This is a genomic window from Cellulomonas telluris (genome assembly GCF_004886325.1).
Classification (GTDB): domain Bacteria; phylum Actinomycetota; class Actinomycetes; order Actinomycetales; family Cellulomonadaceae; genus Cellulomonas; species Cellulomonas telluris.
In genome coordinates this window covers 551,635-576,738 of the sequence record NZ_QXFN01000005.1, presented here as the reverse complement: position 1 = coordinate 576,738, position 25,104 = coordinate 551,635, and the positions used below count along the sequence as shown (strand labels likewise).

General features: G+C 75.2%; 17 protein-coding genes. 16 read left to right on the top strand and 1 reads right to left on the bottom strand.

The features are described from left to right. The first annotated feature begins 11 nt into the window (after positions 1–11). The 9 genes from FB586_RS19520 to FB586_RS18145 all read left to right on the top strand — a co-directional run bounded on the left by FB586_RS19520 (position 12) and on the right by FB586_RS18145 (position 15,401). Entirely contained in the window at positions 12–1,538 is a 1,527-nt protein-coding gene (locus FB586_RS19520) for a hypothetical protein (protein WP_168800601.1), read from the top strand. A gap of 289 nt (positions 1,539–1,827) precedes the next feature. Beyond that, positions 1,828–3,186 (top strand): hypothetical protein, encoded by a 1,359-nt coding sequence (locus FB586_RS18180; RefSeq protein WP_136520731.1) that lies wholly within the window; start codon positions 1,828–1,830, stop codon positions 3,184–3,186. Continuing rightward, on the top strand, positions 3,183–4,523 hold the full coding sequence (locus FB586_RS18175) for an FHA domain-containing protein (RefSeq protein ID WP_136520730.1): 1,341 nt from the start codon (positions 3,183–3,185) through the stop codon (positions 4,521–4,523). The genes FB586_RS18180 and FB586_RS18175 overlap by 4 nt, the downstream gene beginning before the upstream one ends. A 4-nt stretch (positions 4,524–4,527) precedes the next feature. Further along, a complete protein-coding gene (eccCa, locus tag FB586_RS18170; RefSeq protein WP_136520729.1) occupies positions 4,528–8,475 on the top strand; it encodes a type VII secretion protein EccCa in 3,948 nt (1,315 codons plus the stop codon). 69 nt (positions 8,476–8,544) lie between these two features. Beyond that, complete coding sequence (gene ligA / locus FB586_RS18165; protein ID WP_246036920.1) at positions 8,545–11,055, top strand: NAD-dependent DNA ligase LigA; 2,511 nt, start codon at positions 8,545–8,547, stop codon at positions 11,053–11,055. A gap of 91 nt (positions 11,056–11,146) precedes the next feature. Continuing rightward, positions 11,147–13,228, top strand: coding sequence for a hypothetical protein (locus FB586_RS18160; RefSeq protein WP_136520728.1), 2,082 nt, complete (start codon positions 11,147–11,149; stop codon positions 13,226–13,228). A 91-nt stretch (positions 13,229–13,319) separates the two neighbouring features. Beyond that, positions 13,320–13,724 carry a hypothetical protein gene (locus tag FB586_RS18155; protein ID WP_136520727.1) on the top strand — a complete coding sequence of 135 codons (405 nt, stop codon included), beginning with the start codon at positions 13,320–13,322 and terminating at the stop codon, positions 13,722–13,724. Next, complete coding sequence (locus FB586_RS18150) at positions 13,721–14,062, top strand: hypothetical protein (protein WP_136520726.1); 342 nt, start codon at positions 13,721–13,723, stop codon at positions 14,060–14,062. Before FB586_RS18155 ends, FB586_RS18150 begins: the two co-directional genes overlap by 4 nt. A 43-nt stretch (positions 14,063–14,105) precedes the next feature. After that, positions 14,106–15,401 (top strand): GNAT family N-acetyltransferase, encoded by a 1,296-nt coding sequence (locus FB586_RS18145; protein ID WP_246036918.1) that lies wholly within the window; start codon positions 14,106–14,108, stop codon positions 15,399–15,401. A 33-nt stretch (positions 15,402–15,434) separates the two neighbouring features. Here FB586_RS18145 and FB586_RS18140 read toward each other — a convergent pair whose 3' ends face one another. Next, positions 15,435–16,637, bottom strand: a complete 1,203-nt coding sequence (locus FB586_RS18140; RefSeq protein WP_136520725.1) for an ROK family transcriptional regulator — start codon at positions 16,635–16,637, stop codon at positions 15,435–15,437. 122 nt (positions 16,638–16,759) lie between these two features. On the opposite strand from FB586_RS18140, the gene FB586_RS18135 reads away from it, so the two are divergent. The 7 genes from FB586_RS18135 (at position 16,760) to FB586_RS18105 (ending at position 25,067) form a co-directional block, all read left to right on the top strand. Further along, the gene (locus FB586_RS18135) at positions 16,760–18,301 is read left to right on the top strand and encodes a sugar ABC transporter ATP-binding protein (protein ID WP_136520724.1); all 1,542 of its coding nucleotides are present in this window, start codon (positions 16,760–16,762) and stop codon (positions 18,299–18,301) included. After that, a complete protein-coding gene (locus tag FB586_RS18130; protein ID WP_136520723.1) occupies positions 18,298–19,350 on the top strand; it encodes an ABC transporter permease in 1,053 nt (350 codons plus the stop codon). The genes FB586_RS18135 and FB586_RS18130 overlap by 4 nt, the downstream gene beginning before the upstream one ends. A 62-nt stretch (positions 19,351–19,412) precedes the next feature. After that, positions 19,413–20,468 (top strand): substrate-binding domain-containing protein, encoded by a 1,056-nt coding sequence (locus FB586_RS18125; RefSeq protein ID WP_136520722.1) that lies wholly within the window; start codon positions 19,413–19,415, stop codon positions 20,466–20,468. Between the two features lie 93 nt (positions 20,469–20,561). After that, positions 20,562–21,746 carry a Gfo/Idh/MocA family protein gene (locus FB586_RS18120; protein ID WP_136520821.1) on the top strand — a complete coding sequence of 395 codons (1,185 nt, stop codon included), beginning with the start codon at positions 20,562–20,564 and terminating at the stop codon, positions 21,744–21,746. 4 nt (positions 21,747–21,750) lie between these two features. After that, a complete protein-coding gene (locus FB586_RS18115; protein WP_136520721.1) occupies positions 21,751–22,752 on the top strand; it encodes a sugar phosphate isomerase/epimerase family protein in 1,002 nt (333 codons plus the stop codon). Between the two features lie 77 nt (positions 22,753–22,829). Continuing rightward, a complete protein-coding gene (locus tag FB586_RS18110; protein ID WP_136520720.1) occupies positions 22,830–23,252 on the top strand; it encodes a pilus assembly protein CpaE in 423 nt (140 codons plus the stop codon). Between the two features lie 93 nt (positions 23,253–23,345). Beyond that, the gene (locus FB586_RS18105; RefSeq protein ID WP_136520719.1) at positions 23,346–25,067 is read left to right on the top strand and encodes an ATP-binding protein; all 1,722 of its coding nucleotides are present in this window, start codon (positions 23,346–23,348) and stop codon (positions 25,065–25,067) included. Positions 25,068–25,104 lie beyond the last annotated feature (37 nt).

Here is a 25,104-nt window from a genome sequence, read left to right as displayed (position 1 = left end):
AAGGCTCACGCATGACGGACGGGAAGACGTACTCGGACGCCGAGGCGCAGCTGGCCGAGCTGTCGTCCTTCGCGAGCGTCCCGCGCTGGGAGCTGCTGGGCGCGGACCGGCTCCGCGCGGCCTACAGCGAGGTGGTGGACGCGGTCGCCAAGATCACGGCCGCCCTCGAGGACGAGGGTGTGTCCGGCGCGGCCGCGGAGGCCGCGCGCGAGCGCCTCCGGGGGATCACGGCGCAGGTCGAGGCGTACGACGCCCGCATGAACGCCGTACAGGCGGCTGTCGACTCGGCCAACGCGGCGCGCGTCGGCACCGCGGCGGCGCAGCTCGCCGAGGTGCAGAAGATGCCCGTCGAGATGTCGTTCGCGGAGAAGGCCCTCGTGTACGCACGCCACGAGAGCGTCGCGCTCGCCGCGCTGCCGGCGGGTGCCGTCGTGACCGGGCTCGTCGCCGGTGCGGCGGCGCGTCGGGCGGAGCGGGAGATCGAGCAGGAGGAGGCCCGTCGGCTCGCGGCCCGGGAGCAGGCCGCGCAGACGGCGCTGACGACGGTGCAGCGGGAGCTGAACCCGCCGGCCCGGTCGATCGAGGAGGAGCTCGGGCTGCGGAGGATGCGGAGCCAGGACGACCCGCCGCAGGAGCCGGACCCGAACGGCGGCGGCCAGCAGCGGCCCCAGTACACCAACGGGGGCTACGGCAACGGGAACGGCGGCTCCTCGGGCGGCTCGGGCGGCTCGGGCGGTGGCGGCGGCACGGTGGGGATCGGGCAGCCGGGCGGGAGCACCTGGACGCCGGGGACGGGCGGCCCAGTCACCGGTGGCCCCGTGACGGGTGGCCCGGTGACCGGTGGCCCGGTGACGGGTGGCCCCGTGACCGGTGGCCCGGTGACGGGCGGACCCGTGATCGGCGGCCCCGTCGGTGACCCGCCGTCGTGGGTCGACGTCGACGGCGAGATGAACGGCGGCCTGCCGGGCAGCGGCGGCGTCGGAGGCGGTGGCGGTGGGCTCGGCGGCAGCGCGGGCGGCGGCTGGTCGTCCGGCTCGTCGGGCCTCGTCGGTGGCGCTGCGGGCGCCGCGGCGCTGGCGGCAGGCTCGCGCCTGACCGGCAGCGGCGGCGGGATGGCCGGGTTCGGCGCGAGCGCCGGCATGGGTGGCTACGGCGGGGCGTCCGGCGGGTACGCCGGTGCCACGAACGGTGCTGCCGCCGGTGCTCGCGGCCTCGGTGCGGGTCTGACGTCCGCGGGTGCGGGCGGTTCCGGCGCCGGCTCGGCCGGGACCGGCTCGGGTGCGGCGGGGGCCGGCGCGGCCGGTGCTCGCGGCGCGGTCGGCCTCGCCGAGGGCGGTGCGGCCGGGGCTGGCGCGCGCGGCGCCGGTGGCGCGGGCGCGGGCGGCACGACCGGCATGATGCACGGCGGCGCCGCCGGCGGCGGTGCGGGCGGTCAGCGTGACCGGCGCAGGGGCCTCGGCGGCCCGATCGCGCCGCGTCTGGAGGACGAGGACGAGGTGGCCCCGCGGCCCCTCTCGGCGGGCCCCGGCGAGCGGTGACGCTGGTCCGCCCGGGGGACGCCCCCGCGGGCGGAGCGGCGTCCCGGGACGCGGAGGGCGTACGGTGACCCGCGTGCGCGCGCGCCGGCGGTGGACGTCGGAGCGTGCGCACGCGTCCGTCGTCGGGGGAGTGCGGTGTGTCGAGGGGTGACGGAGGTGTGCCGATGAGCGCGAGGTCGTCGACCCGCGCCGGGTGCGAGGTGGGCGTCGTGCCCATGTGCCCGATCACCCGCGCGCCGCACGCCCTGCCGGTACGCGTCCAGCCCGCAGCGGGACGATCGCCGCGCCCGTGACGACAGCACCTCCGCGCCGGTTCGTCGTGCTCGACGGAGACCGACGGCTCGACCTCGCCCTGCCGCCGACGGGCACGCTCGCCGACGCCCTGGGCGCGGCGGGCGTCGCGCTGGACGACCCCCGCCTGACGCTGCTCGTCGGCGACCGCGCCGCGGACGCGGCGACGCCCGTGACGGACGTCGAGGACGGCACCCTGCTCACCGTGGTCGACCCGGGGGCGCGCCCGACCGAGACGCGTCGCGAGGCACGCGTCCGGCGTCTGGCAGGCCGGGGCGCGGACACCCCTGCCTGGTGGGCGCTGCTCGCCCTGGCAGGGCTCGCCGTGGCCCTCGACGTGCTGGCGCCGGACCTGCTCGGCCGCCACGGCTCGGCCGGCGCGGCCGGGCTCCTGGCGCTCGGTGCGCTCGGCACCGCGGTCCTGGCCGCGCGCCGCACGGACGACCTGCCCGCGGCCCTGCGGGTGGCGACGCCGACGGCGCTCGCCGTCGCCGCGGCCGTCACGCTCGTCCCGGACGCCTGGTACGGGGCCACGGTGCTCGACGTGGCCACGGCCGCGGCGGCCGTCGGCGTCCTCGGGGTCGCCGGCGTCGCGCTCGCCGACGCCCGGGCGTGGCGCGCGTCGTTCGGCGCGGTCGCGGGCGTCGCAGCGGGGGTGGCGGCCGTGTGGGGGACGACGCTGCTGCTCGGCTGGCCCGCGCAGGCGGCGGCCGCGCTCACGGCGGGTGCCGTGCCCGTCGCGCTGCGCGCGCTGCCGGCGGCGCTGCTCCAGATCGACGAGGGGTACTTCATGGACTACGGGCGCTACCTGCGCAACCGGTGGTCGGTGCGCGGCACGGTGCCCGCCGACCCGGGGTCGGTCGACGGCGAGCAGATGCGCGAGCACGTGCGCGCCGCGTCGGCGGCGCGCGCCACGGCGACCGTCACCCTCGCCGCGGTGGGGGCGCTCGCGCTGCCGGCCGCCGTGCCCCTGCACCCGGCCGGCGGTCTCGTCGTGGGCGGCACGATCGCGCTGGTCGTCTGCTACCTGCTGGGGCTGCTGCTGCTCGCGCGCACGGAGAGCGTCCCCGCGCTGCGGTGGGTCGTCCGCGCGTCGGCGGTCGTGGCCGCGGTCGTGGGCCTGCGGACGCTGACGGCGACGGTCGGGGCGGACACGCAGACGCTCGTCGCCGGCCTGCTCGCGGTCGTCGGGGTGGCCGCGGCCGTCGTGGCCGTGCCGCTGGGGCGCGGTGCGCGCTCGCTGGGGCTGTCCCGCACCGGGGACGTCCTGCAGGGGATGGGGACGGTCCTCGCGCTGCCCGCCGCGCTGCTCGCGGCCGGCGGCCTGGAGCTCGTGCGGACGGCGGTGTCGGGATGACCACGGTGACGACGACGTGCTGGTGCTGCGGTGCCGACGCCCCGGCGGACGCCCCCTGCCCGAGCTGCGGGGCGCTGCCCCGCGCGGCGGGGGAGGGCGCGGCTCCGGCGGGGACCCGCGGCGATCGGCGCCGCGCGGACGGCGACCTCGGCGAGCACCTGCTGGGCCGGGCCGCCGGTGTCGGCGCACGCCTGGCGTCCTTCACGATCGACGTGCTCGCCCTCGCGCTCGTGGCCGCCGCGGTGTGGTTCGGCACGCGCTCCGCGGCGCTGACGGGCGTCGTCGCGGTCGAGGCCGTCGTCGCGCTCTGGGTGTGGCAGGCGCGCACCGGCCTCACGGTCGGGAACGCGGTCCTGCGCCTGCGCACCGCACGCGACGACCGGCCGTGGTCCCCCGGCGCGGGGCGTTCGTTCGTCCGCCTGCTCGTCACCGGCCTGGGCGCGCTGGTCGCCGTCGTCGGCGCATGGGGCGTCGTCGCGTCGGCGGCGCTCGACCGGACGGGACGCCGCCGCTCGTGGGCGGACCGCGCCGCCGGGACCGTCGTGGTGGCGGTGCCGCGCCGCCGGCCCGCACCGGCGGCGGTCGTGCCGCCGGTCGCGCCGGGCCTGACCGTCATGGCCGCGGGGCCCACGACGGCGACCCCGGACCTGACGATGCCCTGGCACGACCCCGACGCCGCACCGGGCGCCCCCGTCCCGGTGCCGCCCGGAGCGGGAGCGGACGGACGCGGCGCCGGGCTGCCGCCGGTCGCGCCCGCCGCCCTGCCGCCGGTCGCGCCCGCCGGGCACCGTCCGGGCGAGCCCGGCGTGCCGGCCGCCCCGTGGCAGGCGCCGGACGAGGGTGCGGGCGTGCTCGGCGAGCCGGTCGTCGTCCCGCGGCCGTCCGGCTCCCGGGTGCCGGAGCGCACCGACGCCCCGCCCGCCGGGCCCCAGACCGGCGCGCTGCCGGCCGTCGTGGCCCGTCCCGGTGCGGGTGCCCCCGTGCCGGTGTCGGGGGCCGCGGTCCTCCTCGTCGTCGACACCGGCCAGCGCGAGCTCGTCCCGATGGGTGCCGCGGTCGTGCTCGGTCGCTCGCCCGAGGCCGTCGTCGCCGGCGACCGCCCCGTGGTCCTGCAGGACCCCGAGAGCACCGTCTCGCGGCGCCACCTGCGCCTGGAGCACACGCGCGACGGTGTCCGCGTGACGGACCTCGGCTCCGCCAACGGCACCGCCGTCCTCGGGGACGACGGCGAGGTCACCGTGCTGCCGCCGCACACCACCGTCCTGCTCGTCGAGGGGGACCGCGTCCGGGTCGGCCGGCGCGTGTTCACCGTCTCGTCCGTCGTCCCGGAGGCCTGACCCCGTGCCCGGATCCCGTCTCGCCCCGCCTCGTGTGCCGTCGGGGAGCGTCACCCTCCAACCGCCGCCGGAGCTCGCCGCCGCCGACGACACGTCGTCGATGCTCACGTCGCTGCTGCCCATGCTCGGGTCGGTCGGCGCGATCGCCATGGTGACGATCTCGAACGCGGGCCCCACCGGCTTCCTCACGGGTGGCATGTTCCTGCTGTCGTCCCTCGGCTTCGTCGCCGCGAACGGGTGGCGGCAGCGCTCGCAGCGCGCGGCGCAGCTCCTCGACGCGCGCCGCGAGTACCTCGCCTACCTCACCGAGCTGCGCGCGACGGTCCGGACGGCTGCCCGCCAGCAGCGCCGTGCGGCGCACTGGCAGTACCCGGCGCCCGCGACGCTGCCGTTCCTCGCCGAGGAGCGCACGCGCGTGTGGGAGCGCGGGTCGCAGGACGCCGACTTCCTCGACGTGCGGCTCGGTGTCGCCGACCAGCCCGCCGCCATGGTGCTCGAGGCGCCCGAGCTGCCGCCGCTCGCGCAGCTCGACCCGGTCGCGGCGTCGGCAGCGCACCGGTTCATGCTCACGCACGAGCAGGTGCCGGCGCTGCCGTTCGGCGTGCGCCTCGACGGCTGGTCGCGGATCGAGGTCACGGGCCCCGAGGACGACGTGCGGGCGCTCGCCCGTTCGGTCGTCGTCGGTGCCGCGACGCTGCACCACCCGGAGGACCTCGTCGTCGCGGTGGTCGCGGACGAGTCGGCGCTGCCCCGCTGGGAGTGGGTGAAGTGGCTGCCGCACGCGCACTCGCGGCGCGTGCAGGACGGCGCGGGTCCGGCGCGCATGGTCGTCCGGTCCTTCGCCGACCTGGACGAGCTGCTGCCGCCGGACCTGGGGCAGCGGCCCCGGTTCGCCCCCGGCGGCGAGGAGCGGCCCCACGTGCTCGTCGTCGTCGACGGCGTCCCGCTGCACCAGGCGCACCCCGCCCTGCGCGAGGGCGTCCAGGGCGTGACGGTGCTCGAGCTGCCGGCGCGCTGGGCCGCGCTGGAGGACGAGACGGCGGCGCGCGTCGCGCTGAGCCGCGTCGGCGAGACGCTCACGGCCGAGCTCGTGCAGGCACGCGGCGCCGGCGCGGCGTTCACGCCGGACGCGTGCAGCGAGGTGGAGGCCGAGGCCACGGCACGGCGGCTGATGCCGCTGTACTCGGGGCCGGCGGCGGTCGAGGCCCGGGGCTCGGGCCAGGCCGAGCTCGTGGAGCTGCTGGGCCTGCCGGACGTGCGGGACGTCGACCTGGACGTCGCGTGGCGCGGGCGGCTCGAGCGCGACCGGCTGCGCGTGCCGATCGGCCAGGACACGACCGGTGCGCCGCTCGTGCTCGACCTCAAGGAGTCGGCCCAGCAGGGCATGGGCCCGCACGGCGTGCTCATCGGCGCCACGGGCTCCGGCAAGTCGGAGGTGCTGCGCACCCTGGTGCTGGCGCTCGCGCTGACGCACTCGCCCGAGGAGCTGAACTTCGTCCTCGTCGACTTCAAGGGCGGTGCGACGTTCGCCGGCATGGCGGGCATGCCGCACGTGTCGGCGATCATCACCAACCTGTCCGACGAGCTCTCGCTGGTCGACCGGTTCCAGGACGCGCTCACGGGCGAGATGACGCGCCGGCAGGAGCTGCTGCGCGCGGCCGGCAACTTCGCGAACGTCGGCGACTACGAGAAGGCGCGCCGCGGCGGTCGCACGGATCTCGCGCCGCTGCCCGCGCTGCTCGTCGTGGTCGACGAGTTCTCCGAGCTGCTGTCCGCCAAGCCCGAGTTCGTCGACAGCTTCGTCGCGATCGGCCGCGTCGGGCGCTCGCTGCACGTGCACCTGCTCATCGCTTCGCAGCGCCTGGAGGAGGGCCGCCTGCGCGGGCTCGACACCTACCTGTCCTACCGGATCGGCCTGCGGACGTTCTCCGGTGCGGAGTCCCGCGCCGTGCTCGGCGTCCCGGACGCGGTCGACCTGCCGCGCGAGCCCGGTGTCGGCTACCTCAAGGTCGGCACCGAGGGCATGACCCAGTTCAAGGCCGCGTACGTCTCGGGCCGGCCCCCGCGACGGCAGGAGATCACGCGGCGCGCGGACGGCGGCGGGGTGCGGGCCGTCACGACCTTCACGGCCGCGCGCGTCGCCGCACCGGTGGAGGCCGAGCAGGTCGAGGTCCTGGACCCGGCGGTCGTCGCCGCCGAGGGTGCCGACGAGCGGGTGACGTTCGACATCGCGGTGGACCGCATGACGGGTCGCGGCCCGCAGGCGCACAAGGTGTGGCTGCCGCCGCTCGAGACGCCCGACTCCCTCGACGAGCTGCTGGGCGACCTCGCGGTGGACCCGCAGCTCGGGCTCGTCAGCCACCGGTGGCGCGCCGCCGGGACGCTCACGGTGCCGGTCGGCGTCGTCGACGTGCCGCTCGAGCAGCGCCGCGAGCCGCTCGTGGTGTCGCTGTCCGGTTCCGCGGGGCACATGGCGGTCGTCGGCCGCCCGGTGTCCGGCAAGAGCACGCTGCTGCGCTCGACGGTGGCCGCGCTGTCGCTCACGCGCACGCCGCTCGAGGTGCAGTTCTACGTGCTCGACTTCGGGGGCGGCACGTTCCTGGGCCTGCGCGACCTGCCGCACGTGTCGGGCGTGGCGACGCGCACCGAGGCCGAGGCCGTGCGCCGCACGGTGGCCGAGGTCGCGGGCGTCGTCGACCGGCGCGAGCAGTACTTCCGCGAGCAGGGGATCGACTCGATCGAGACCTACCGGGCCCGCCGGGCGGCCGGCACCGCGGACGACGGCTGGGGCGACGTGTTCCTCGTCGTCGACGGCTGGGGCACGCTGCGCCAGGAGTTCGAGGCGCTCGAGGCCACCGTCCAGCAGATCGCCGCCCGCGGCCTGTCGTACGGCGTGCACGTCATGATCTCGGCGACGCGCTGGATGGAGGTGCGGCCGCAGGTGAAGGACCTCATCGGCACGCGCCTCGAGCTGCGTCTCGGCGACCCGGGCGACTCCGAGGTCGACCGCCGGACCGCCGCCAACGTCCCCGCGGCGATGCCGGGCCGTGGCCTGACGCCGACGAAGCTGCACATGCTCGGCGCGCTGCCGCGCGTGGACGGCTCGGGCGACACGTCGACACTCGCCGACGGCGTCGCCGACCTCGTGGCCCGGACCCGCGCCGCGTGGCGCGGACCGCAGGGCCCGCGGCTGCGGCTCCTGCCGACGATGCTCCACCTGGAGGAGCTGCGCGCCGCGGCCGGTCCCGACGACCGGCGCATCCTGCTCGGCGTCGACGAGGACGCGCTCGCGCCGTTCGGGCTCGACCCGGCGGACGAGCCGCACCTGTTCCTCTACGGCGAGTCCGACGCCGGCAAGACGTCGCTGCTGCGGACCTTCGCCGCCGAGGTGCAGCGGCTGTACACCCCGCAGCAGGCGAAGATCTTCGTCGTCGACTACCGGCGCGGCCTGCTCGACGAGATCCCGAAGGACTACCTCGGCGCGTACCTGACGACCGCGGAGATGACGCAGGGCGGCATGGAGGACCTCGCCGGGTTCTTCCGCACCCGCGTGCCGGGGCCGGACCTCACGCCGGAGCAGCTGCGGACCCGCTCGTGGTGGTCGGGCGCCGAGGGCTTCATCCTGGTCGATGACTACGACCTGGTGGCCACGTCGCAGGGCAACCCGCTGCTGCCGATCGTCCCGCTGCTCGCGCAGGCCGCGGACCTGGGCCTGCACGTGGTCGTCGCGCGGCACACCGGTGGTGCCAGCCGCGCCGCGTACGACCCGGTGCTGCAGCGCCTGACGGACCTCGGCACGACGGGCATCCTGCTGTCCGGCAACCCGGACGAGGGGCAGCTGATCGGCCGCGTCAAGGCCGTGCAGGCGCCCCCGGGGCGCGTGCAGGTGGTCAGCCGCGACCGCGGGCTGTTCCAGGGCCAGCTGGCGTTCCAGCCGTCGCGGCACGGCTGAGGCGGGCGCCCACCGGACGCGCCCGCGTCCGGTGGGCGGCCTGTCGGTGGCGTGCGCCAGGATGGGCACGTGGACGACGCACGCACCGGCACGGACCTGACCAGCGAGGACGCGGCGGCCCCCGCCCCCGCCGAGGCGCGCCACCGCTGGAGCGAGCTGGCGGCGTCGATCGAGGCGGACCAGTTCGCCTACTACGTGCGGGACGCCCCGACGTCGTCGGACGCGGACTACGACGTGCGCATGCGCGAGCTCGCCGCCCTCGAGGACCGGTACCCCGACCTGCGCACGCCGGACTCACCGACGCAGCGCGTGGGCGGCACGTTCTCGACGGAGTTCACGGCGGTCGACCACGTCGAGCGGATGATGTCGCTCGACAACGTGTTCTCGGCCGAGGAGCTGAGCGCGTGGGCGGACCGGGTCGTGCGCGACCTGGAGTCGCAGGACGTGCACTGGCTGTGCGAGCTGAAGATCGACGGGCTGGCCATCGCGCTGCTGTACGAGCGGGGGCGCCTCGTGCGCGCCGCGACGCGGGGCGACGGCCGCACGGGCGAGGACGTCACGCTGAACGTCCGCACCATCCGGACGATCCCGCACGTGCTCGCCGGCGACCCGGCGACGCACCCGGAGCTCATTGAGGTCCGCGGCGAGATCTTCTTCCCCGTCGAGGCGTTCGAGGCCCTCAACGCCGCGCAGGTGGCCGCCGGCAAGACGCCCTTCGCCAACCCGCGCAACGCCGCGGCGGGGTCGCTGCGGCAGAAGGACCCGCGGGTGACCGCGTCGCGGCAGCTGCGCATGTACGCGCACGGCGTCGGCGCGGTGCGCGGGGGCCCGGAGATCACGCGCCAGTCCCAGGTGTACGACCTGCTGGCGGGGTGGGGCGTGCCCGTGTCGCCGCACACGCGCGTGCTCGACGCGTTCCCCGACGTCCAGGCGTTCGTGGCGCACCACGGCGAGCACCGGCACGACGTGGAGCACGAGATCGACGGCGTCGTCGTCAAGGTCGACGAGCGCGGCGCGCAGCGCCGGCTGGGCGCGACGAGCCGCGCACCGCGGTGGGCGATCGCGTACAAGTACCCGCCGGAGGAGGTGAACACCCGCCTCCTCGCGATCGAGGTGGGCATCGGGCGCACCGGCCGCGCGACGCCGTTCGGCGTCATGGAGCCGGTCGTGGTGTCGGGCTCGACGGTGCGGCAGGCGACGCTGCACAACCAGGAGGTCGTCCGCGTCAAGGACGTGCGCCCGGGCGAGACCGTGGTGCTGCGCAAGGCGGGCGACGTCATCCCCGAGATCGTGGGACGGGTCCCGCAGCCGGACACCGAGGAGCGGCCGCCCGCCTGGGTGATGCCCGCCGACTGCCCCGAGTGCGGCACGCCGCTGCGGCCCATGCGCGAGGGCGACGTGGACCTGCGCTGCCCGAACGCCCGCACGTGCCCCGCGCAGGTGCGCGGTCGGGTCGAGCACATCGGGTCCCGCGGCGGGCTCGACATCGAGGCGCTCGGCGAGGTCACCGCGGCGGCGCTCACCCAGCCGGAGGTCCCGGCGGACCCACCCGTGCCGAACGAGGCGTACCTGTTCGACCTGGTCGGCTACCCGCTCGACGCCCCGGCGGAGGAGGTGGCGCGCGTCCGCGCGCGGTCGACGGCGCTGCTGGCCCAGGTCGAGGTCGTCGTCCGCGACCCCGAGACGGGGCTCCCGCGCGAGGACGAGGACGGGCGCGTGCGGCGGCGGGCGCCGTTCCGGCGCACGCTCAAGCACACGAAGGCCGCGCTGGCGGCCGCAGCGGCCGAGGGCCGGACGCTGCGGGACTGGGAGCCGTCGGAGTCGGCCCGGACGCTGCTCGACCAGCTCGACGCCGCGAAGGCGAAGGACCTGTGGCGCGTGCTCGTGTCGCTGTCGATCCGCAACGTCGGGCCGACCGCGGCCCGGGCCCTGGCGCAGGAGTTCCGCTCGATGGACGCGCTGCGCGACGTGGTCGACCCGACCCGGACCGACGCCGGGTGGGCGGAGCCGACCGCGGCGGACGAGGCCGCCGTGGTCGACGCCGAGCAGGTCGACGGCGCGACGAGCGCGACCGGGACGGACGGCGCGGACGAGCCGGCGCCGGCCGACCCGCGAGGCGCCTGGCGGGCGCGCGCTGCCGAGCGGTTGTCGGGCGTCGAGGGCGTCGGGCCGACCATCGCCCAGTCGCTGCTCGACTGGTTCGCCGAGCCGTGGCACCGCGAGATCGTCGACCGGTGGGCGGAGGCGGGCGTGGTCATGGAGGACGCGGTCGACACCGCGACGGCCCGGACGCTCGAGGGCCTGACGGTCGTCGTCACGGGCTCGCTCGAGGGCTTCAGCCGCGACGGCGCGAAGGAGGCGATCATCGCCCGCGGCGGCAAGGCGTCCGGCAGCGTGTCGAAGAAGACGGACTTCGTGGTCGTGGGGGAGAACGCGGGCTCGAAGGAGGCCAAGGCGATCGAGCTCGGCCTGCGGATCCTCGACGAGGCGGGGTTCGTGGCGCTGCTCGCGGGCGGTCCGTCGGCGGTCGGGCTCGCCGCGGGCGGCGGCGGGGACGAGCTGACGGAGCCGGTCGGATGACGACGGCCGGCTCGCGCACGGGCGGTCCCGGCGCCGTCCCCGCTGCTCGCACGGGCACGGCAGGGGCCGTCGTCGTCGGCGTGCCGGCGACGTGAGCGCCGACCACGCTCCGGCGCCCGAGCTGGTCGCCCTCCAGCAGGACGCGGAGCGGCGCGGCTACGTGTACGGCACGGACTTCGTCGTCCGGGGCGTCCCCACGACGGCGAGCAGCGAGGTCGTCGTCATCGGCCGGGAGGGCGACCACTACGTCGTCACGTACCGCGACATGGGTCGTGACCGTGAGCGCGTCCGCACGCGCGACCTGGTCGCCGCCCGCGCCGTGTTCTTCGAGGAGCTCGAGCGGCTCGGCCGCCCCTGGGCACCGGCCCCGGCGGACGACGTGCCCACCCGGGGGACCGCCGGCGCCGAGCCGGTGACGCGGTCGCCCCGGGAGGGGTTCGAGGAGGCCCAGCGCGGGGGCCTGTTCGCCGGCATGACGGGGGACGAGGTCGAGGCGCGGGCCGCCGCGGCGGACGCGGGCGCTGCGGCGGGGGAGCAGGACGTCGCTGCGGACGGTGCTGCGGCTGCCGACCGGCCCGCTCGCCCCGGCGACCTGTACCGGCTCGTCGCGACGCCCGAGCGGGTCGGCGGCGCCGTCGTGACGTCCGGTGCGGTGAGCGGCGACGGCACGACGTTCGAGGGCGAGCTGTTCCACGCCCTCCCGTTCCGGGTCCGGCTCGAGGACGGGGCTGCCACCGGCAGCGTGACGACCGGGCCCGGGCAGGTCGTCGACCTGCGGCGGGTCGAGGGGCCGTGGGCGGCCGCGGCGGACGCCGTCGTGGCCCAGGCGCTGGAGCTCGCGCGGACACGGCTGCCCGGGCGGTACCTGGGCTGGCTCGAGCGCCGTGCGGCCAGGCCGCGCGCGGACGCCCGGCGCGGCGGCGGCGACCTGACGTCGCTCGACGAGGTCGAACGCCTCGTCCGGGCCGAGTTCGGGGACGCCGTCGACGCCCCGGTGCCCCTCGTGGACCCCTCCTTCGAGGCCGTGCGTCACCGCGTCCACGGCACGCTGGACCTGACCGTCGGGTTCGAGCTGCCCCGGCGGAACGTCGTGGCCGGGCTGACGTTGCCGACGGGCGCGGGCGTCAGCGTGCTGCCCGGGGAGTACCTGTGGGGCGGGTCGAACCTCGAGGCGGTGCGCCACCGGCTCGCGGTGCTGCACGAGTTCTGCCGGGAGCTCCTGGACCTCGCTCCCGAGCCTGCGACCACCCTCCACCTGCCGCAGGCGGCTCGGGAGCGGGCCGAGCAGGACCTCTCCGTCGAGCAGTACGTCGACGCGTACGTGGTGCCGTTCGTCGAGGACGCGGTGGCGTCGGGGAAGCCGGTGACGTTCCCGGTCGACCCGTGCACGGTCCCGGACGACGGCGTGCTGGCCCGCCAGCTCGAGGTGCTCACGGAGCGCGGGCTGCTCGTGGACCGCGACGCGCACGCGGACGGCCTGTGGCACGCGGTGCGCCCGCAGGGGCGAGCGGCCTCAGCCGCGCTCGAGTGGGCCGGGTGGTGCGCCGACGCGATGGTCGCGGTGCTGGGCGACGACGTCGCGGAGCCGCGGCTGCGCTCGGCGTCGACGGCGGCGGAGGGCGTGCTGCTCGGCGCGTACGTCGTCACGGTGGGGGTGCGCCCGGGCGGCGCGTGGGCCCGGCTCGACGGGTTCGGGGCCCCGTCGCTGGAGCTCGCGGCGGAGGGCGACGACCCCGCCCGCGCGGTGCGTGACGTGCTCGTGCAGGCCCGCGACCGTGCGTCCGCGACGCTCCCGGACGCCTACCTGACGCGCTACCGGCGCGACCCGCGCGGAGCCGGCACCGCCCTGCGCGGGTACGCGCAGGACCCGGGCCTCGCGGGCGTCGAGCAGGCCCTCGCGCAGTCCCTCGGCACGGACTGGGCGGTGCTCGGCCGGCGGCGCGACGACGACGTGGAGGGCCTGGCCCTCGGCATCCGGCGCCGGGTGAGCGCCCACGTCGCGCTCCGCGGGCCGGAGCGTGCGCTCGCGCGCTCCGTCGACGTCGGTGCCGGCCGGCACCTGTACTCGCTGTTCGGCGGGCGTGTCCCGCTCGACAGCGCGCCGGCGTCGGTCGGCCGGGCGGTCGGCGAGCTCGCCGAGTGGGTGACGCTGCGGGTGGGCGCGACAACCTGACGCGACAACCTGACGCCGGGGCGACCCGCGCCGGCCGGACCGGGGACAGGCACCGCTGAGGACGCACGACGAGATCGAAGGAGACGTACGCATGGGTCTGCTGTGGGGAGCGCTCGGACTGGCATTCCTGGCCGGGACGGCGCTGGCGGTCGGCGGTGGGTGGATCGTCCGCACCGGCCGGGACCGGGAGCTGCGGTCGGCGCCGGTGCGGGCGAGCGTCCTGGGCGTCGACGCGCGGCACGTGGAGCTCGGCTACCACGTCGACGGGCGGCCCTACCGGTACCGGGGCCGCACCACGCGCTTCGTCCTCGGACCGCTGCCGGCGGTCGGGGAGTCCCTCACGGTCCACGTCGACCCGCGCCGGCCGGCGGTCGCGCAGACGCCGCAGGAGCTGCGGGTCTGGGGCACGCTCGGCTGGGTGTACGTGGCCGGCGGGGCGGTGCTGGTCCTGGTCGCGCTCGTCGCGGCCGTCGTCGTGCTGGGCCAGGACTGGTGACGTCCGCCGCCGACCCCGGGGACGTCGCCGCACTCGGCGCGGCGCTCGTGAACCGTGCGGTCGTCGCCTACGTCGGCCGCGGCTCCGGCACACGTCCGACCGTGCGCCCCGACGTCCTCGCGCCGATCGCGCCCGCCGGCCGCGCGGACGACCTGCGCGCGCTCGTCGAGCGGCTGCTCGCCGAGGCGGAGGAGATCGACGTGCCCGCCGCCGACGCGGTCGCCCGCAGTCTCGTGCCGGCGTTCGCCGAGCGGATCCGGGTTCGGCACCCGTGGCTGGACGACACGGCCGTCGACGCGCTGTGCTGGGCGTCGCGCTACCGCCGGCTGTACGAGTGACACCGATCCCGGGCCGCGTGCCCGGGACGAGAGGACAACGACCGTGACGAACGACGTGCTGCCCGCCGCGCGGGCCGGTCTGCACCGGCCCGTACGGGTGCGCCGCGCCCGCCCCGAGGACGCCGACGCGCTCGGCGCGCTCGTGGCCGACGTGTACGTCCGGGACGGGCTCGTCCCGCCGACGTCGCCGTACGTCGCGGAGCTGCGCGACGCCGCCCGCCGGGTCGCGCAGGCGCACGTGCTCGTGGCGACGGTGCCGGGCGAGGGCGGAGCGGAGGAGGTCGTGGGCACGATCACCCTCGCGCCGGCCGGGACGCCCTTCGCCGAGATCGCCCGCGACGGCGAGGTCGAGCTGCGGATGCTCGCCGTCCGCCACGACGCGCGCGGGCGGGGTGTGGCGGCCGAGCTCGTGCGCGCCGCGCTCGCGGAGGGCGCCGCGACGGGGGCCCGTGGTGCGGTGCTGACGACGCTGGAGGCGATGCGGACCGCGCAGCGGCTGTACGAGCGGCTGGGCTGGGTGCGCACCCCGGAGCGCGACTGGGCGGTCGGCGCGCTGCCGATGCTCGTCTACACGTGGGACGTGCCGGCCACGCCGGGCGCCCGCACGGAGGCCGCGACCTGGCCGCCGGTGCGCGTCGAGCGGGTCGGGCCGTGGCACGTCGGCCTGTCCCACGGGTTCACGCAGCGCGCGAACTCGGTCCTGCCGCTGGGGGTCCCCGACGACCTGGCGGCAGCGGTGAACGCCGTCGAGGCGCTCTACGCCGCGGCGGGGCAGCCCGCGGTCTTCCGCGTGGGCGACCCCGGGGCCGCACCCGGCCTTGGTGTCGAGCTCGACGCGCGCGGCTACGACGCGGGCAGCGTGACCGACGTGCTCGTCCGACCGGACGTCGCGGCCGGTGCACCGGTCGCGCTGCCGCCGGGCGTCGCGCTCGCCGTGGCGGACGCGCCGGACGACGCCTGGCTCGGCACCTGGGTCGCGTCGAAGGGCGGCCGGCAGGACGTCGGCCGGCGGATCCTCACGGGCGCACCCGCCGCCTACCTGACGGCGACGGACGGTGGCGGTGCTCCGCTCGCGATCGTCCGCGCCGCGGTCGCGGACGGCTGGGCCGCGCTGTCGTGCCTGCAGGTGGCGCCGGCCGCGCGCCGGCAGGGCCTGGGCCGGGCGCTCACGGTCGCGGCGATCGAGGCCGCCGCGGACCGCGGCGCGTCGCGCGCGTTCCTGCAGGTCGAGGTGGAGAACGGCGAGGCCCGCGCCCTGTACGCGGGCCTCGGGTTCGTCCCGGCGCACCGCTACGCGTACCGGCGGCAGCCGACGGGCGGCGACGCGGGCACCTGCTGACCGGGCGCGACGGGCCGGTCGGCGCCCGGCGCGTCAGCGCGCCGCGACCGCCGCCGGCGCGGTCAGCCGCGCGTCGACCGCCGCGGGGGACAGCACGTGCTCCGCCGCCATCGCCGACGCGCCCAGCACGCCCGCCCGCTCGCCCGTGCGCGACGCGACGATCCGCAGGTGCTGCGTCGCGAGCGGCAGGGACCGCGCGTACACGACCTCCCGGATGCCCGCGAGCAGGTGCTCGCCGGCCTCGGCCACGCGGCCGCCGATGACGATCACGGACGGGTTGAGCATGCTCACCGTCGCGGCGAGGACGGCGCCGATGCTGCGCCCGGCCTCGCGGAGGGCGGCCGCGGCGGCGAGGTCGCCGGCGCGGACGAGCCCGACGACGTCGCCGCTGGTGGCGGTGGGCAGCCCGCGCGCCGCGAGGTCGGCGGCGAGCGCCTGACCGGACGCGACGGCCTCGAGGCAGCCGGTGTTGCCGCAGCGGCACGGACGGTCGGACCCGCCGGGTACGGCGATGTGCCCGAGGTCCCCGGCGGCGCCCTGCGCGCCGCGCCGGATCCGGCCGTCGGTGATGATGCCGGCGCCGATGCCGGTGGCGACCTTGACGAACAGCAGGTCGGCCACGCCGGACCAGCAGGTGGTGTGCTCGCCGACGGCCATGATGTTGACGTCGTTGTCGACGAGCACGGGCGCGTCGAGGAGCCCGCCGAGGACGCCCGGGACGTCGGCGTCGTCCCAGCCCGGCATGATCGGCGGGTTGATGGGGCGTCCGCTCGCGTGCTCGACCGGGCCCGGCAGGCCGACGCCCACGGCGGCGAGGTCGGCGGCGGGACGGTCCGCGTCGCGCAGCAGCCGGTGCCCGAGGTCGGCGACGTGGCGCAGCACCGGGTCGGGGCCGTCGGCGATCGTGATGGCCTCGCCGTGCTCGGCGAGGACCGTGCCGGCGAGGTCGGTGACGGCGAGCCGGGCGTGCGTGGCGCCGAGGTCGACGGCGAGCACGACCTCGGCCGCGGGGTTGAACGCGAACGTCGCGGGCGGGCGGCCGCCGGTCGACGAGCTCGCCCCGGCGGGGGCGACGAGGCCGGTGGCGAGCAGCGCGTCGACCCGGGCGGCGACGGTGGACCGGGCCTGGCCGGTGACGGCCGCGAGGTCGGAGCGTGTGCGGGGGCGGCCGTCGCGCAGGAGCTGCAGCAGGTCGCCGATGCCGGGGGAGCGCGTCGTCCGCAGCGGCTCGTCCATGCGCACAGTGTCCCCTCCTCCTCGTGGCGCCCGCGCTTCGGTGCGTCACGATGAGATAACTCTGCCACTCCACGCACAACTTTTGCTTGACCGTCGACAGAAGTGGTCGTACGTTCCTCCGCATGGTCAACGAGGACCGCACGGCGGCCGCCGCCGCACCTACCGACGCGATCCTGCGCATGCGCGGGATCGTCAAGCAGTTCCCCGGCGCCCGGGCCCTCGACGGCGTCGACCTCGAGGTCCGCGCGGGGGAGGTGCACTGCCTGCTCGGCCAGAACGGCGCGGGCAAGTCCACGCTCGTCAAGGTGCTCGCCGGCGCCCACCAGCCCGACGAGGGGGAGATCGTCCTCGACGGCACCCCGGTCACGATCACCCACCCCGTCGCGGGCCTGTGCCTCGGCGTCGCCACGATGTACCAGGAGCTCGACGTCGTCGACGGGCTCTCGGTCGCCGAGAACGTCTACCTCGGGCACGAGCTCGCGTCCCGCGGGTTCACGCAGCGTCGCGCCGCCGCCCAGCGGAGCCGCGAGCTGCTGCGCCGCCTCGGGCACCCCGAGCTGTCGCCGCACCGCGAGGTCGGCACGCTCCCGGCCGCCGGCAAGCAGGTCGTCAGCATGGCGCGCGCGCTCTCGCACGACGCCCGGGTCATCGTCATGGACGAGCCCTCGGCGGTGCTCGACAGCGAGGAGGTCGCCAACCTCTTCCGCGTCGTGCGCGAGCTGACCGCGCAGGGCGTGGCGATCGTCTACATCTCCCACCGCCTGGAGGAGATCCGCCAGATCGGCGACCGCATCACCGTCCTCAAGGACGGCCGGACGGTCGCCCAGGGCCTGCCCGCCGCGACCACCCCCACGGCCGACCTCATCCGCCTCATGACCGGCCGCACCGTGGAGTACGCCATCCCGCGCCGCCCGCCCGTCCCCGACGACGCGCCCGTGGTCCTGCGGGTCGAGGACCTCACAGTGCGCGGCGCCTTCGCCGACGTCTCGTTCGACGTGCGCGCCGGCGAGGTGGTCGGGCTCGCGGGCCTGGTCGGCTCCGGCCGGTCGGAGGTCCTCGAGACCGTCTTCGGCGCGCGCCGCCCGCACGCCGGCCGGGTCAGCGTCGACGGGAGCCCGGTGCACGCCGGCTCCGTCGGCGCCGCGGTCCGGGCCGGCATCGGCCTGTGCCCCGAGGAGCGCAAGAGCCAGGGCCTGCTGCTCGACGAGCCGGTGTACCGCAACATCACGCTCTCGTCGTTCGCCCGCACGGCGCGGGGGCCGTTCCTCGACGAGGCGGCCGAGCGTCGCGTCGCCGACGAGCAGGTCACCGCGCTCGACCTGCGGCCGGCGGACCCCGACCGCGCCGCCCGCACCCTCTCCGGCGGCAACCAGCAGAAGGTCCTGCTGGCCCGCTGGCTCGTCCACGGCTGCCGGGTCCTGCTGCTCGACGAGCCCACGCGCGGCGTCGACGTCGGCGCGCGCGCCGAGATCTACGCGCTCATCGCGCGCCTCGCCGCGGCCGGCACGGCCGTCGTCGTGGTCTCCAGCGAGATCGACGAGGTGCTCGGCCTCGCCGACCGCGTCCTCGTCCTGTCCGAGGGGCGCGTGGTCCACACCGGGCCGGCGTCCGAGATCGACGAGCACCGCGTGCTCGACCTCGTCATGGAAGGAAGTGCCGCGTGAGCGACCAGTACCTGGCGGCCCCCGTGCCCGCCGACGAGTCCGCGCGCGTCGAGGAGGCGAGCGCCGCCGCCCCGGGGCGCCGCAACCCGCTGCGCGGAGCCGCGGGCCGCAACCTCGGCCTCGTCATCGCCCTCGTGCTCGTCTGCGCCGTCGGCGTGGCGACCGCCGGGGAGCGGTTCGCGAGCGTCGACAACCTCATGACCATCCTGCGGCTCGCGGCCGTCCTCGGCGTCGTCTCCGTCGGCATGACGTTCGTCATCACCGCCGGCGGCATCGACCTGTCCGTCGGGTCCGTCATCGGCCTGTCGTCCGTGTGGGCGTCCACGCTGGCGACGCAGGCCATGGCGCAGGACTTCCACTGGGTCGTGATCGTCTTCACCGCGCTCGCGGTCGGGCTCGGCGCCGGGCTGGTGAACGGCGTGCTCATCGCCTACGGCAGGGTCGTCGCGTTCATCGCGACGCTCGCCATGATGGTCGCCGCGCGCGGTCTCGCCGAGGTGATCGCCAACCGCCAGACGCAGGTCGTCCGCGTGCCGGCCTTCCTCGACGCCTTCCGGCAGGACGTGCTCGGCGTGCCGGTGCTCGTGTGGATCTTCGCGGTGGTGGCGGTCGTCGGCTGGGTGCTGCTCAACCGGACGACCTTCGGTCGTCGCACGATCGCCGTCGGCGGGAACCCCGAGGCCGCGCGGCTCGCCGGCATCAACGTCAAGCGGCACACCATGTACCTGTACGCGCTCTCGGGCCTGACGGCAGGCATCGGCGGTGTCATGTTCCTCGGCCGCACCACGGCCGGGTCGTCCACGAACGGCCTCTACTACGAGCTCGACGCCATCGCCGCCGTCGTCGTCGGCGGGACGCTCCTCGCCGGCGGCCGCGGCAGCATCGTCGGCACCGTGCTGGGCGTCCTGATCTTCACGACGCTGACCAACGTCTTCACGCAGAACAACCTGTCCATCTCGGCGCAGGCGATCTTCCGGGGCGTGATCATCGTCGCCGCCGTGCTGCTCCAGCAGCGCCTCGCCGAGCGGTCTCGCTCCCGCGCCACCTGACGCGCGCCACACCCCTGCACGTCCGCACACCCCCTGCAGCACCCCGATCGAGGAGGATCGTCATGTCTGCACCCCTGCGCCGCCGCTGGCTCACCATGGCCGGCACCGCCGCCGCGCTCGCCCTCGTGGTGACCGGCTGCACGTCCAACCAGCCCCAGGACACCGCCGACGAGGGCTCCGGCGCCCAGGCCGCCGTGCCCGGCACCGAGAACGACGAGCCCGGCGACACCGTGACGATCGGCTTCTCGGCGCCGGCCGCCGACCACGGCTGGATGGGCGCGATCACGCGCGCCGCCGTCGCCGAGGCGGAGAAGTACGAGGACGTCGAGCTGGTCCAGGCCGAGGCCACCAACGACGTGAACCTGCAGATCAGCCAGATCGAGCAGTTCATCAACGACGGCGTCGACGCCATCGTGCTGCTGCCGTTCGACGGCGCCGCGCTCACCGAGGTCGCGCTGCAGGCCATGGAGGCCGGCATCGTCGTCGTCAACGTCGACCGCGAGTTCGACGACCCGAACGCCGCGCGCACCACGGTGCTGGGCGACAACTACGGCATGGGCGTCAGCGCGGGGCAGTACATCTGCGAGCAGCTGGGCGACCAGCCCGACGCGAAGGTCGCCGAGATCGCCGGCATCGACTCCCTGCCGCTGACGCAGGACCGCAGCCGCGGCTTCGCCGACGCGCTGGCCGAGTGCGGCCTGGAGGTCGGCAACCGCGTCGCCGCGGACTTCACCGTCCAGGGCGGTGAGGCGGCCGCGGCCAACCTGCTGCAGGCGGCGCCCGAGCTCGACGCGATCTGGAACCACGACGACGACCAGGGCGTCGGCGTCATGGCGGCCATCGAGAACGCGGGCCGCGACGAGTTCATCATGGTCGGGGGCGCCGGCTCCAAGAACGTCATGGAGGCGATCGAGGCCGACGACTCGGTGGTCAAGGCCACCGTCGTCTACCCGTCGACCCAGGCCGCCGACGGGGTCAAGCTGGCCCGGCTGCTCGTGCAGCAGAAGGCGATGAGCGACCTGGTCGAGGTGGAGGTGCCGCGCACGATCCAGCTGTACGCCCCGGTCGTCACCAAGGCGAACGTGGACGAGTACCTGCCGACGGCCTTCGAGTCCTGACCCGCACGCCGGGCGGGCGGCACCCCGCCCGCCCGGCGGCACGACCCACGAGGAGGACCCGTGGCAGACACCCGCCCGCGCCTGGGCATCGGCATGGTGGGGTACGCCTTCATGGGCGTCGCCCACTCGCACGCCTGGCGCACCGCCCCCCGCTTCTTCGACCTGCCGCTCGCACCGGACATGGCCGTCGTCGCGGGCCGCGACGAGCAGGCGGTCCGCGCGGCCGCCGACCGCCTCGGCTGGCGCGACACCGAGACGAGCTGGAAGGCGCTGGTCGCCCGCGAGGACGTCGACCTGGTCGACGTCTGCACGCCGGGCGACACGCACGCCGACATCGCCGTCGCGGCGCTCGAGGCCGGCAAGCACGTGCTGTGCGAGAAGCCCCTCGCGAACTCGGTCGAGGAGGCCGAGACGATGGTCCGCGCCGCCGAGGCGGCCCGGTCCGCGGGGGCGCTTGCGATGGTCGGCTTCACGTACCGGCGGGTGCCGGCCGTGCAGCTCGCGAAGCGGCTCGTCGACGAGGGACGCATCGGCACCGTGCGGCACGTGCGCGCGCAGTACCTGCAGGACTGGATCGCCGACCCGCAGGCGCCGCTGTCGTGGCGGCTGGACCGGACGAAGGCCGGCTCCGGCGCGCTCGGTGACATCGGCGCGCACGTCGTCGACCTCGCGCAGTTCGTCACGGGGGAGCACCTGACCGGCGTGTCGGCGGTGCTGGAGACGTTCGTGCGGGAGCGCCCGCTCGCCGCCTCGTCCTCCGGGCTCTCGGGTACCGGGGCCGCCGACGGGGCGACGGGTCCGGTCACGGTGGACGACGCCGCCGTGTTCCTGGCCCGGCTGTCCGGCGGGGGCCTCGCGACGTTCGAGGCGACGCGCTTCGCGTACGGCCGCAAGAACGCCATCCGCCTCGAGATCAACGGCTCCGCGGGCTCTCTCGCGTTCGACTTCGAGGACATGAACGTCCTGCACTACTTCGACGCGAGCCAGCCGGCGTGGGAGGCGGGCTTCCGGCGGGTCGTCGTCACGGAGCCCGAGCACGCGTACGTGGGTGCGTGGTGGCCGGCGGGCCACGGGCTCGGCTACGAGCACGCGTTCACGCACCAGGCCGTGGACCTGGTGCGCGACGTCGCCGACCACCGCCAGCCGCGGCCGTCGTTCGCCGACGGCCTGCAGGTGCAGCGCGTCCTCGACGCGGTCGAGCGCTCGGCCGCCGACCGCAGCACCTGGACCGAGGTGCCGGCCCCCGCCGGCGCGTCCGACGACCCGACGGAGGAGTGAGCGCATGGCCCGCCCGATCACCCTGTTCACCGGCCAGTGGGCCGACCTGCCGTTCGAGGAGGTCGCGCGCCTCGCGTCGGGGTGGGGCTACGACGGCCTCGAGATCGCCTGCTGGGGCGACCACCTGGACCCGTGGCGCTGGGACGACGACGACTACGTCGCGGACCGGCTCGCCGTCCTGGAGAGGTACGGCCTGAAGGTCTGGGCCATCTCCAACCACCTCAAGGGCCAGGCGGTCTGCGACGACCCGATCGACGCCCGGCACCGCGACATCCTGTCCGACCGGGTGTGGGGCGACGGCGACCCCGAGGGCGTGCGGCAGCGCGCGGCCGAGGAGATGAAGCACACCGCGCGCCTCGCGGCGAGGCTCGGGGTGAAGACCGTCGTCGGCTTCACCGGGTCGTCGATCTGGAAGTACGTCGCGATGTTCCCGCCGGTCTCCGCCGACCTCGTCGAGGCGGGCTACCGGGACTTCGCCGACCGCTGGAACCCGATCCTCGACGTCTTCGACGAGGTCGGCGTGCGGTTCGCCCACGAGGTGCACCCGTCCGAGATCGCCTACGACTGGTGGACCACGGTCGCCGCGCTCGAGGCCATCGGCCACCGCGAGGCGTTCGGCCTCAACTGGGACCCCAGCCACTTCGTCTGGCAGGAGCTCGACCCGGTCGACTTCCTGCTCGAGTTCTCCGACCGGATCTACCACGTGGACTGCAAGGACGTGAAGCTGCGCCTCGGCAACGGCCGCAACGGCCGGTTGTCGTCGCACCTGCCGTGGGCCGACCCGCGCCGCGGCTGGGACTTCGTCTCGACCGGCCGCGGCGACGTGCCGTGGGAGCCGTCGTTCCGCGCGCTCAACGCGATCGGCTACGACGGGCCCGTGTCGGTGGAGTGGGAGGACGCCGGCATGGACCGCCTCGTCGGTGCGCCGGAGGCGCTCGCGTTCGTCCGCGCGAACCTCTTCGACCCGCCGTCCGCGGCGTTCGACGCGGCGTTCAGCACCCGCTGACCGGCCCGGGCAGGCGCCGCCGCGGGGAGGAGGGGCCCCGCGGTGGCGCCGTCGGACGGGGCGTCGATACTGGGCAGATGATCTCCACGGACCTGGCCATCGCCCTGCAGGCCGCGGGCCTGCGCTGGCAGCCGCGTCCCGGCGACCGCTTCGCGATCCAGGGCGCCGACCTCGACGGCGAGGTGTTCACGATCTCCGACATGGTCGTCGAGCCGCACGAGTACCCGACGGGCACGATCCTCGGCTTCAACGGCACGACCGAGTGGGCGCTGGACTCCGTGCGCCAGGAGGACGCGCTGTGGCTGCCGCGGGAGGACCAGCTGCGCGAGCTGCTCGGCGGCACGTTCCGCAGCCTCGCGCGCTCGACGGACGGCACCTACCAGGTCCTCATCGAGGTGACCGGTCAGCCCGCGCGCGTGTTCTCGGCGGACACGCCCGCGGACGCGTACGGCGAGGCCCTGCTCGCGCTGGTCACGACCGCGCTCGAGCGCACCGCCTGACGTCGGTAGCGAGCCAGGGCTGCCGTGTAGCACTGCCTCGCGTCGGCGGCGTGTCGCGACCCTGGCGTCGGTTCCACCTGCCAGCATCCTCCGATGCTGCAACTTGGTGGATTCGGATTGAGTGGTTTCCGATCGTTCTCGTTTGACTCGATGCAGGTGATGGGCCCCCTCACCAAGGTGAACCTTGTTGCTGGGCAAAACAATGCTGGGAAGTCGAACGTTCTTCGCTTCCTCGCTGCCGCCTTGACGCCTGGCGCGAAGGCATGGGGAGAACTCGACTTCCCGATTGGCCAGGACAACGGTCAACCTCGGTTTGCCGTAGCGGTCCCTTCTACCGCACCCAACATCGAGCGGACGTTCGCACGCCTGGCGTCGCGAGGTCTGATGCGGAGCGTGAGTGTCGAGCAGGTCCTTCGCGCGTCCTCACCGACGGGCGAAGACGGTTACGTGTGGGCGGAGTACGCGATCCCCCGCGAGGGCGGAAATCCAACCTTGGACGATTCGTATCTGAGACGCTTGCAGTCTCAATTGCCCGCAGGCTGGGCCAGGAACGCATCGTCGGAGCTTGCGAACATCGGTGGCGGCGGGGAGGTTGAAGATATCCGTCGCGTTCTAAACCATCTGAATCCCCTGGGGAGCGCGCCGCGGGTTGTATCCATCTCTGCACTGCGGCGCATCGGTGAGACGATGGAAGGCGCGGCGGAACATGACGGGCAAGGACTCATTTCCAGGTTGGCGCTCCTGGAGAGCCCGAGTGCTGCGAGGGCGCACGAGCGGGCAAGGTTCGACGCGGTGCAGGCTTTCGTCCGGGACGTGTTCGAGAACGACTCCCTCGAGTTGAGGGTCCCACATGATCGTTCAACCTTGAATATTGTCGATGACGGACGCTGGCTCCCATTGGAGCACTATGGCACTGGCCTTCACCAGGTTGTGATCCTTGCGACGGCCGCGACTGTTCTTGCTGACACCCTTGTCTGCATCGAAGAGCCTGAAGTGCACATGCATCCGCTGCTTCAGCGCAAGTTGTTGAGGTATCTATACGAGCACACATCCAACCAGTATGTCGTCGCCACGCATTCGGCTCACATGCTCGACACCAATCATGCAACCATCTTTCACGTCAAGGCTGACTCGACCGGGTCCTCCCTCGCGACGGCTAAGCGACCTGGCGAGCTCGCGCACATCGCAGTCGACCTTGGGTATAGGGCGTCCGATTTAGTGCAGGCGAATGCTGTCGTGTGGGTGGAAGGGCCGTCGGATAGGACCTACATCGGCGCCTGGCTCAAGAAATGTGACCCCTCGCTCGTAGAGGGGGTTCACTACTCGATAATGTTCTACGGCGGGAGTCTGCTCCGGCATCTCGCCGGACACGACCTCGATGACGTCGAGGAGTTCGTTCAGCTGCAAAGGCTTAACAGGAACGTCGCGATAGTGATCGACTCGGACATGACCAAGCCCAACGCGCAACTGAATCAAGCAAAGTTGCGCGTCATTGAGGAGGTGAGGGCCGGTGGTGGGCTCGCATGGGTTACTGCGGGATACACAATAGAGAACTACGTTCCTGGAGACATCCTGCAACGAGCCGTTTCAAAAGTGCACCCGAGCGCTCGAACAATTAGAGCGTCGCTGAGGTCAAATCCGCTTTCACACCGTAGCACTGGTATCAAAGCGCCGCGCAAGGAGAGGATCGCTCGCGAAGTGATGGCCGAATGGCACGGCCCAGTCGAGATGGGATTGCACGACCTGCCTGTCCGGATTGGCGAACTGGCTCGCTTCTTGGCGGCTTCCAACCACTTGGCCGTTCGTAGTTCGTAAGTCTGAGCGAACCACGGACCAACAAGCAGGGCCTCGG

Excerpts from the sequence above, each read along its gene's own strand:
- FB586_RS19520 (WP_168800601.1), top strand. The coding sequence starts at position 12 with ATGACGGACGGGAAGACGTACTCGGACGCCGAGGCGCAGCTGGCCGAG.
- FB586_RS18175 (WP_136520730.1), top strand. The coding sequence starts at position 3,183 with ATGACCACGGTGACGACGACGTGCTGGTGCTGCGGTGCCGACGCCCCG.
- FB586_RS18155 (WP_136520727.1), top strand. The coding sequence starts at position 13,320 with ATGGGTCTGCTGTGGGGAGCGCTCGGACTGGCATTCCTGGCCGGGACG.
- FB586_RS18140 (WP_136520725.1), bottom strand. The coding sequence starts at position 16,637 with ATGGACGAGCCGCTGCGGACGACGCGCTCCCCCGGCATCGGCGACCTG.
- FB586_RS18135 (WP_136520724.1), top strand. The coding sequence starts at position 16,760 with ATGGTCAACGAGGACCGCACGGCGGCCGCCGCCGCACCTACCGACGCG.
- FB586_RS18125 (WP_136520722.1), top strand. The coding sequence starts at position 19,413 with ATGTCTGCACCCCTGCGCCGCCGCTGGCTCACCATGGCCGGCACCGCC.
- FB586_RS18120 (WP_136520821.1), top strand. The coding sequence starts at position 20,562 with ATGGTGGGGTACGCCTTCATGGGCGTCGCCCACTCGCACGCCTGGCGC.
- FB586_RS18115 (WP_136520721.1), top strand. The coding sequence starts at position 21,751 with ATGGCCCGCCCGATCACCCTGTTCACCGGCCAGTGGGCCGACCTGCCG.
- FB586_RS18110 (WP_136520720.1), top strand. The coding sequence starts at position 22,830 with ATGATCTCCACGGACCTGGCCATCGCCCTGCAGGCCGCGGGCCTGCGC.
- FB586_RS18105 (WP_136520719.1), top strand. The coding sequence starts at position 23,346 with ATGCTGCAACTTGGTGGATTCGGATTGAGTGGTTTCCGATCGTTCTCG.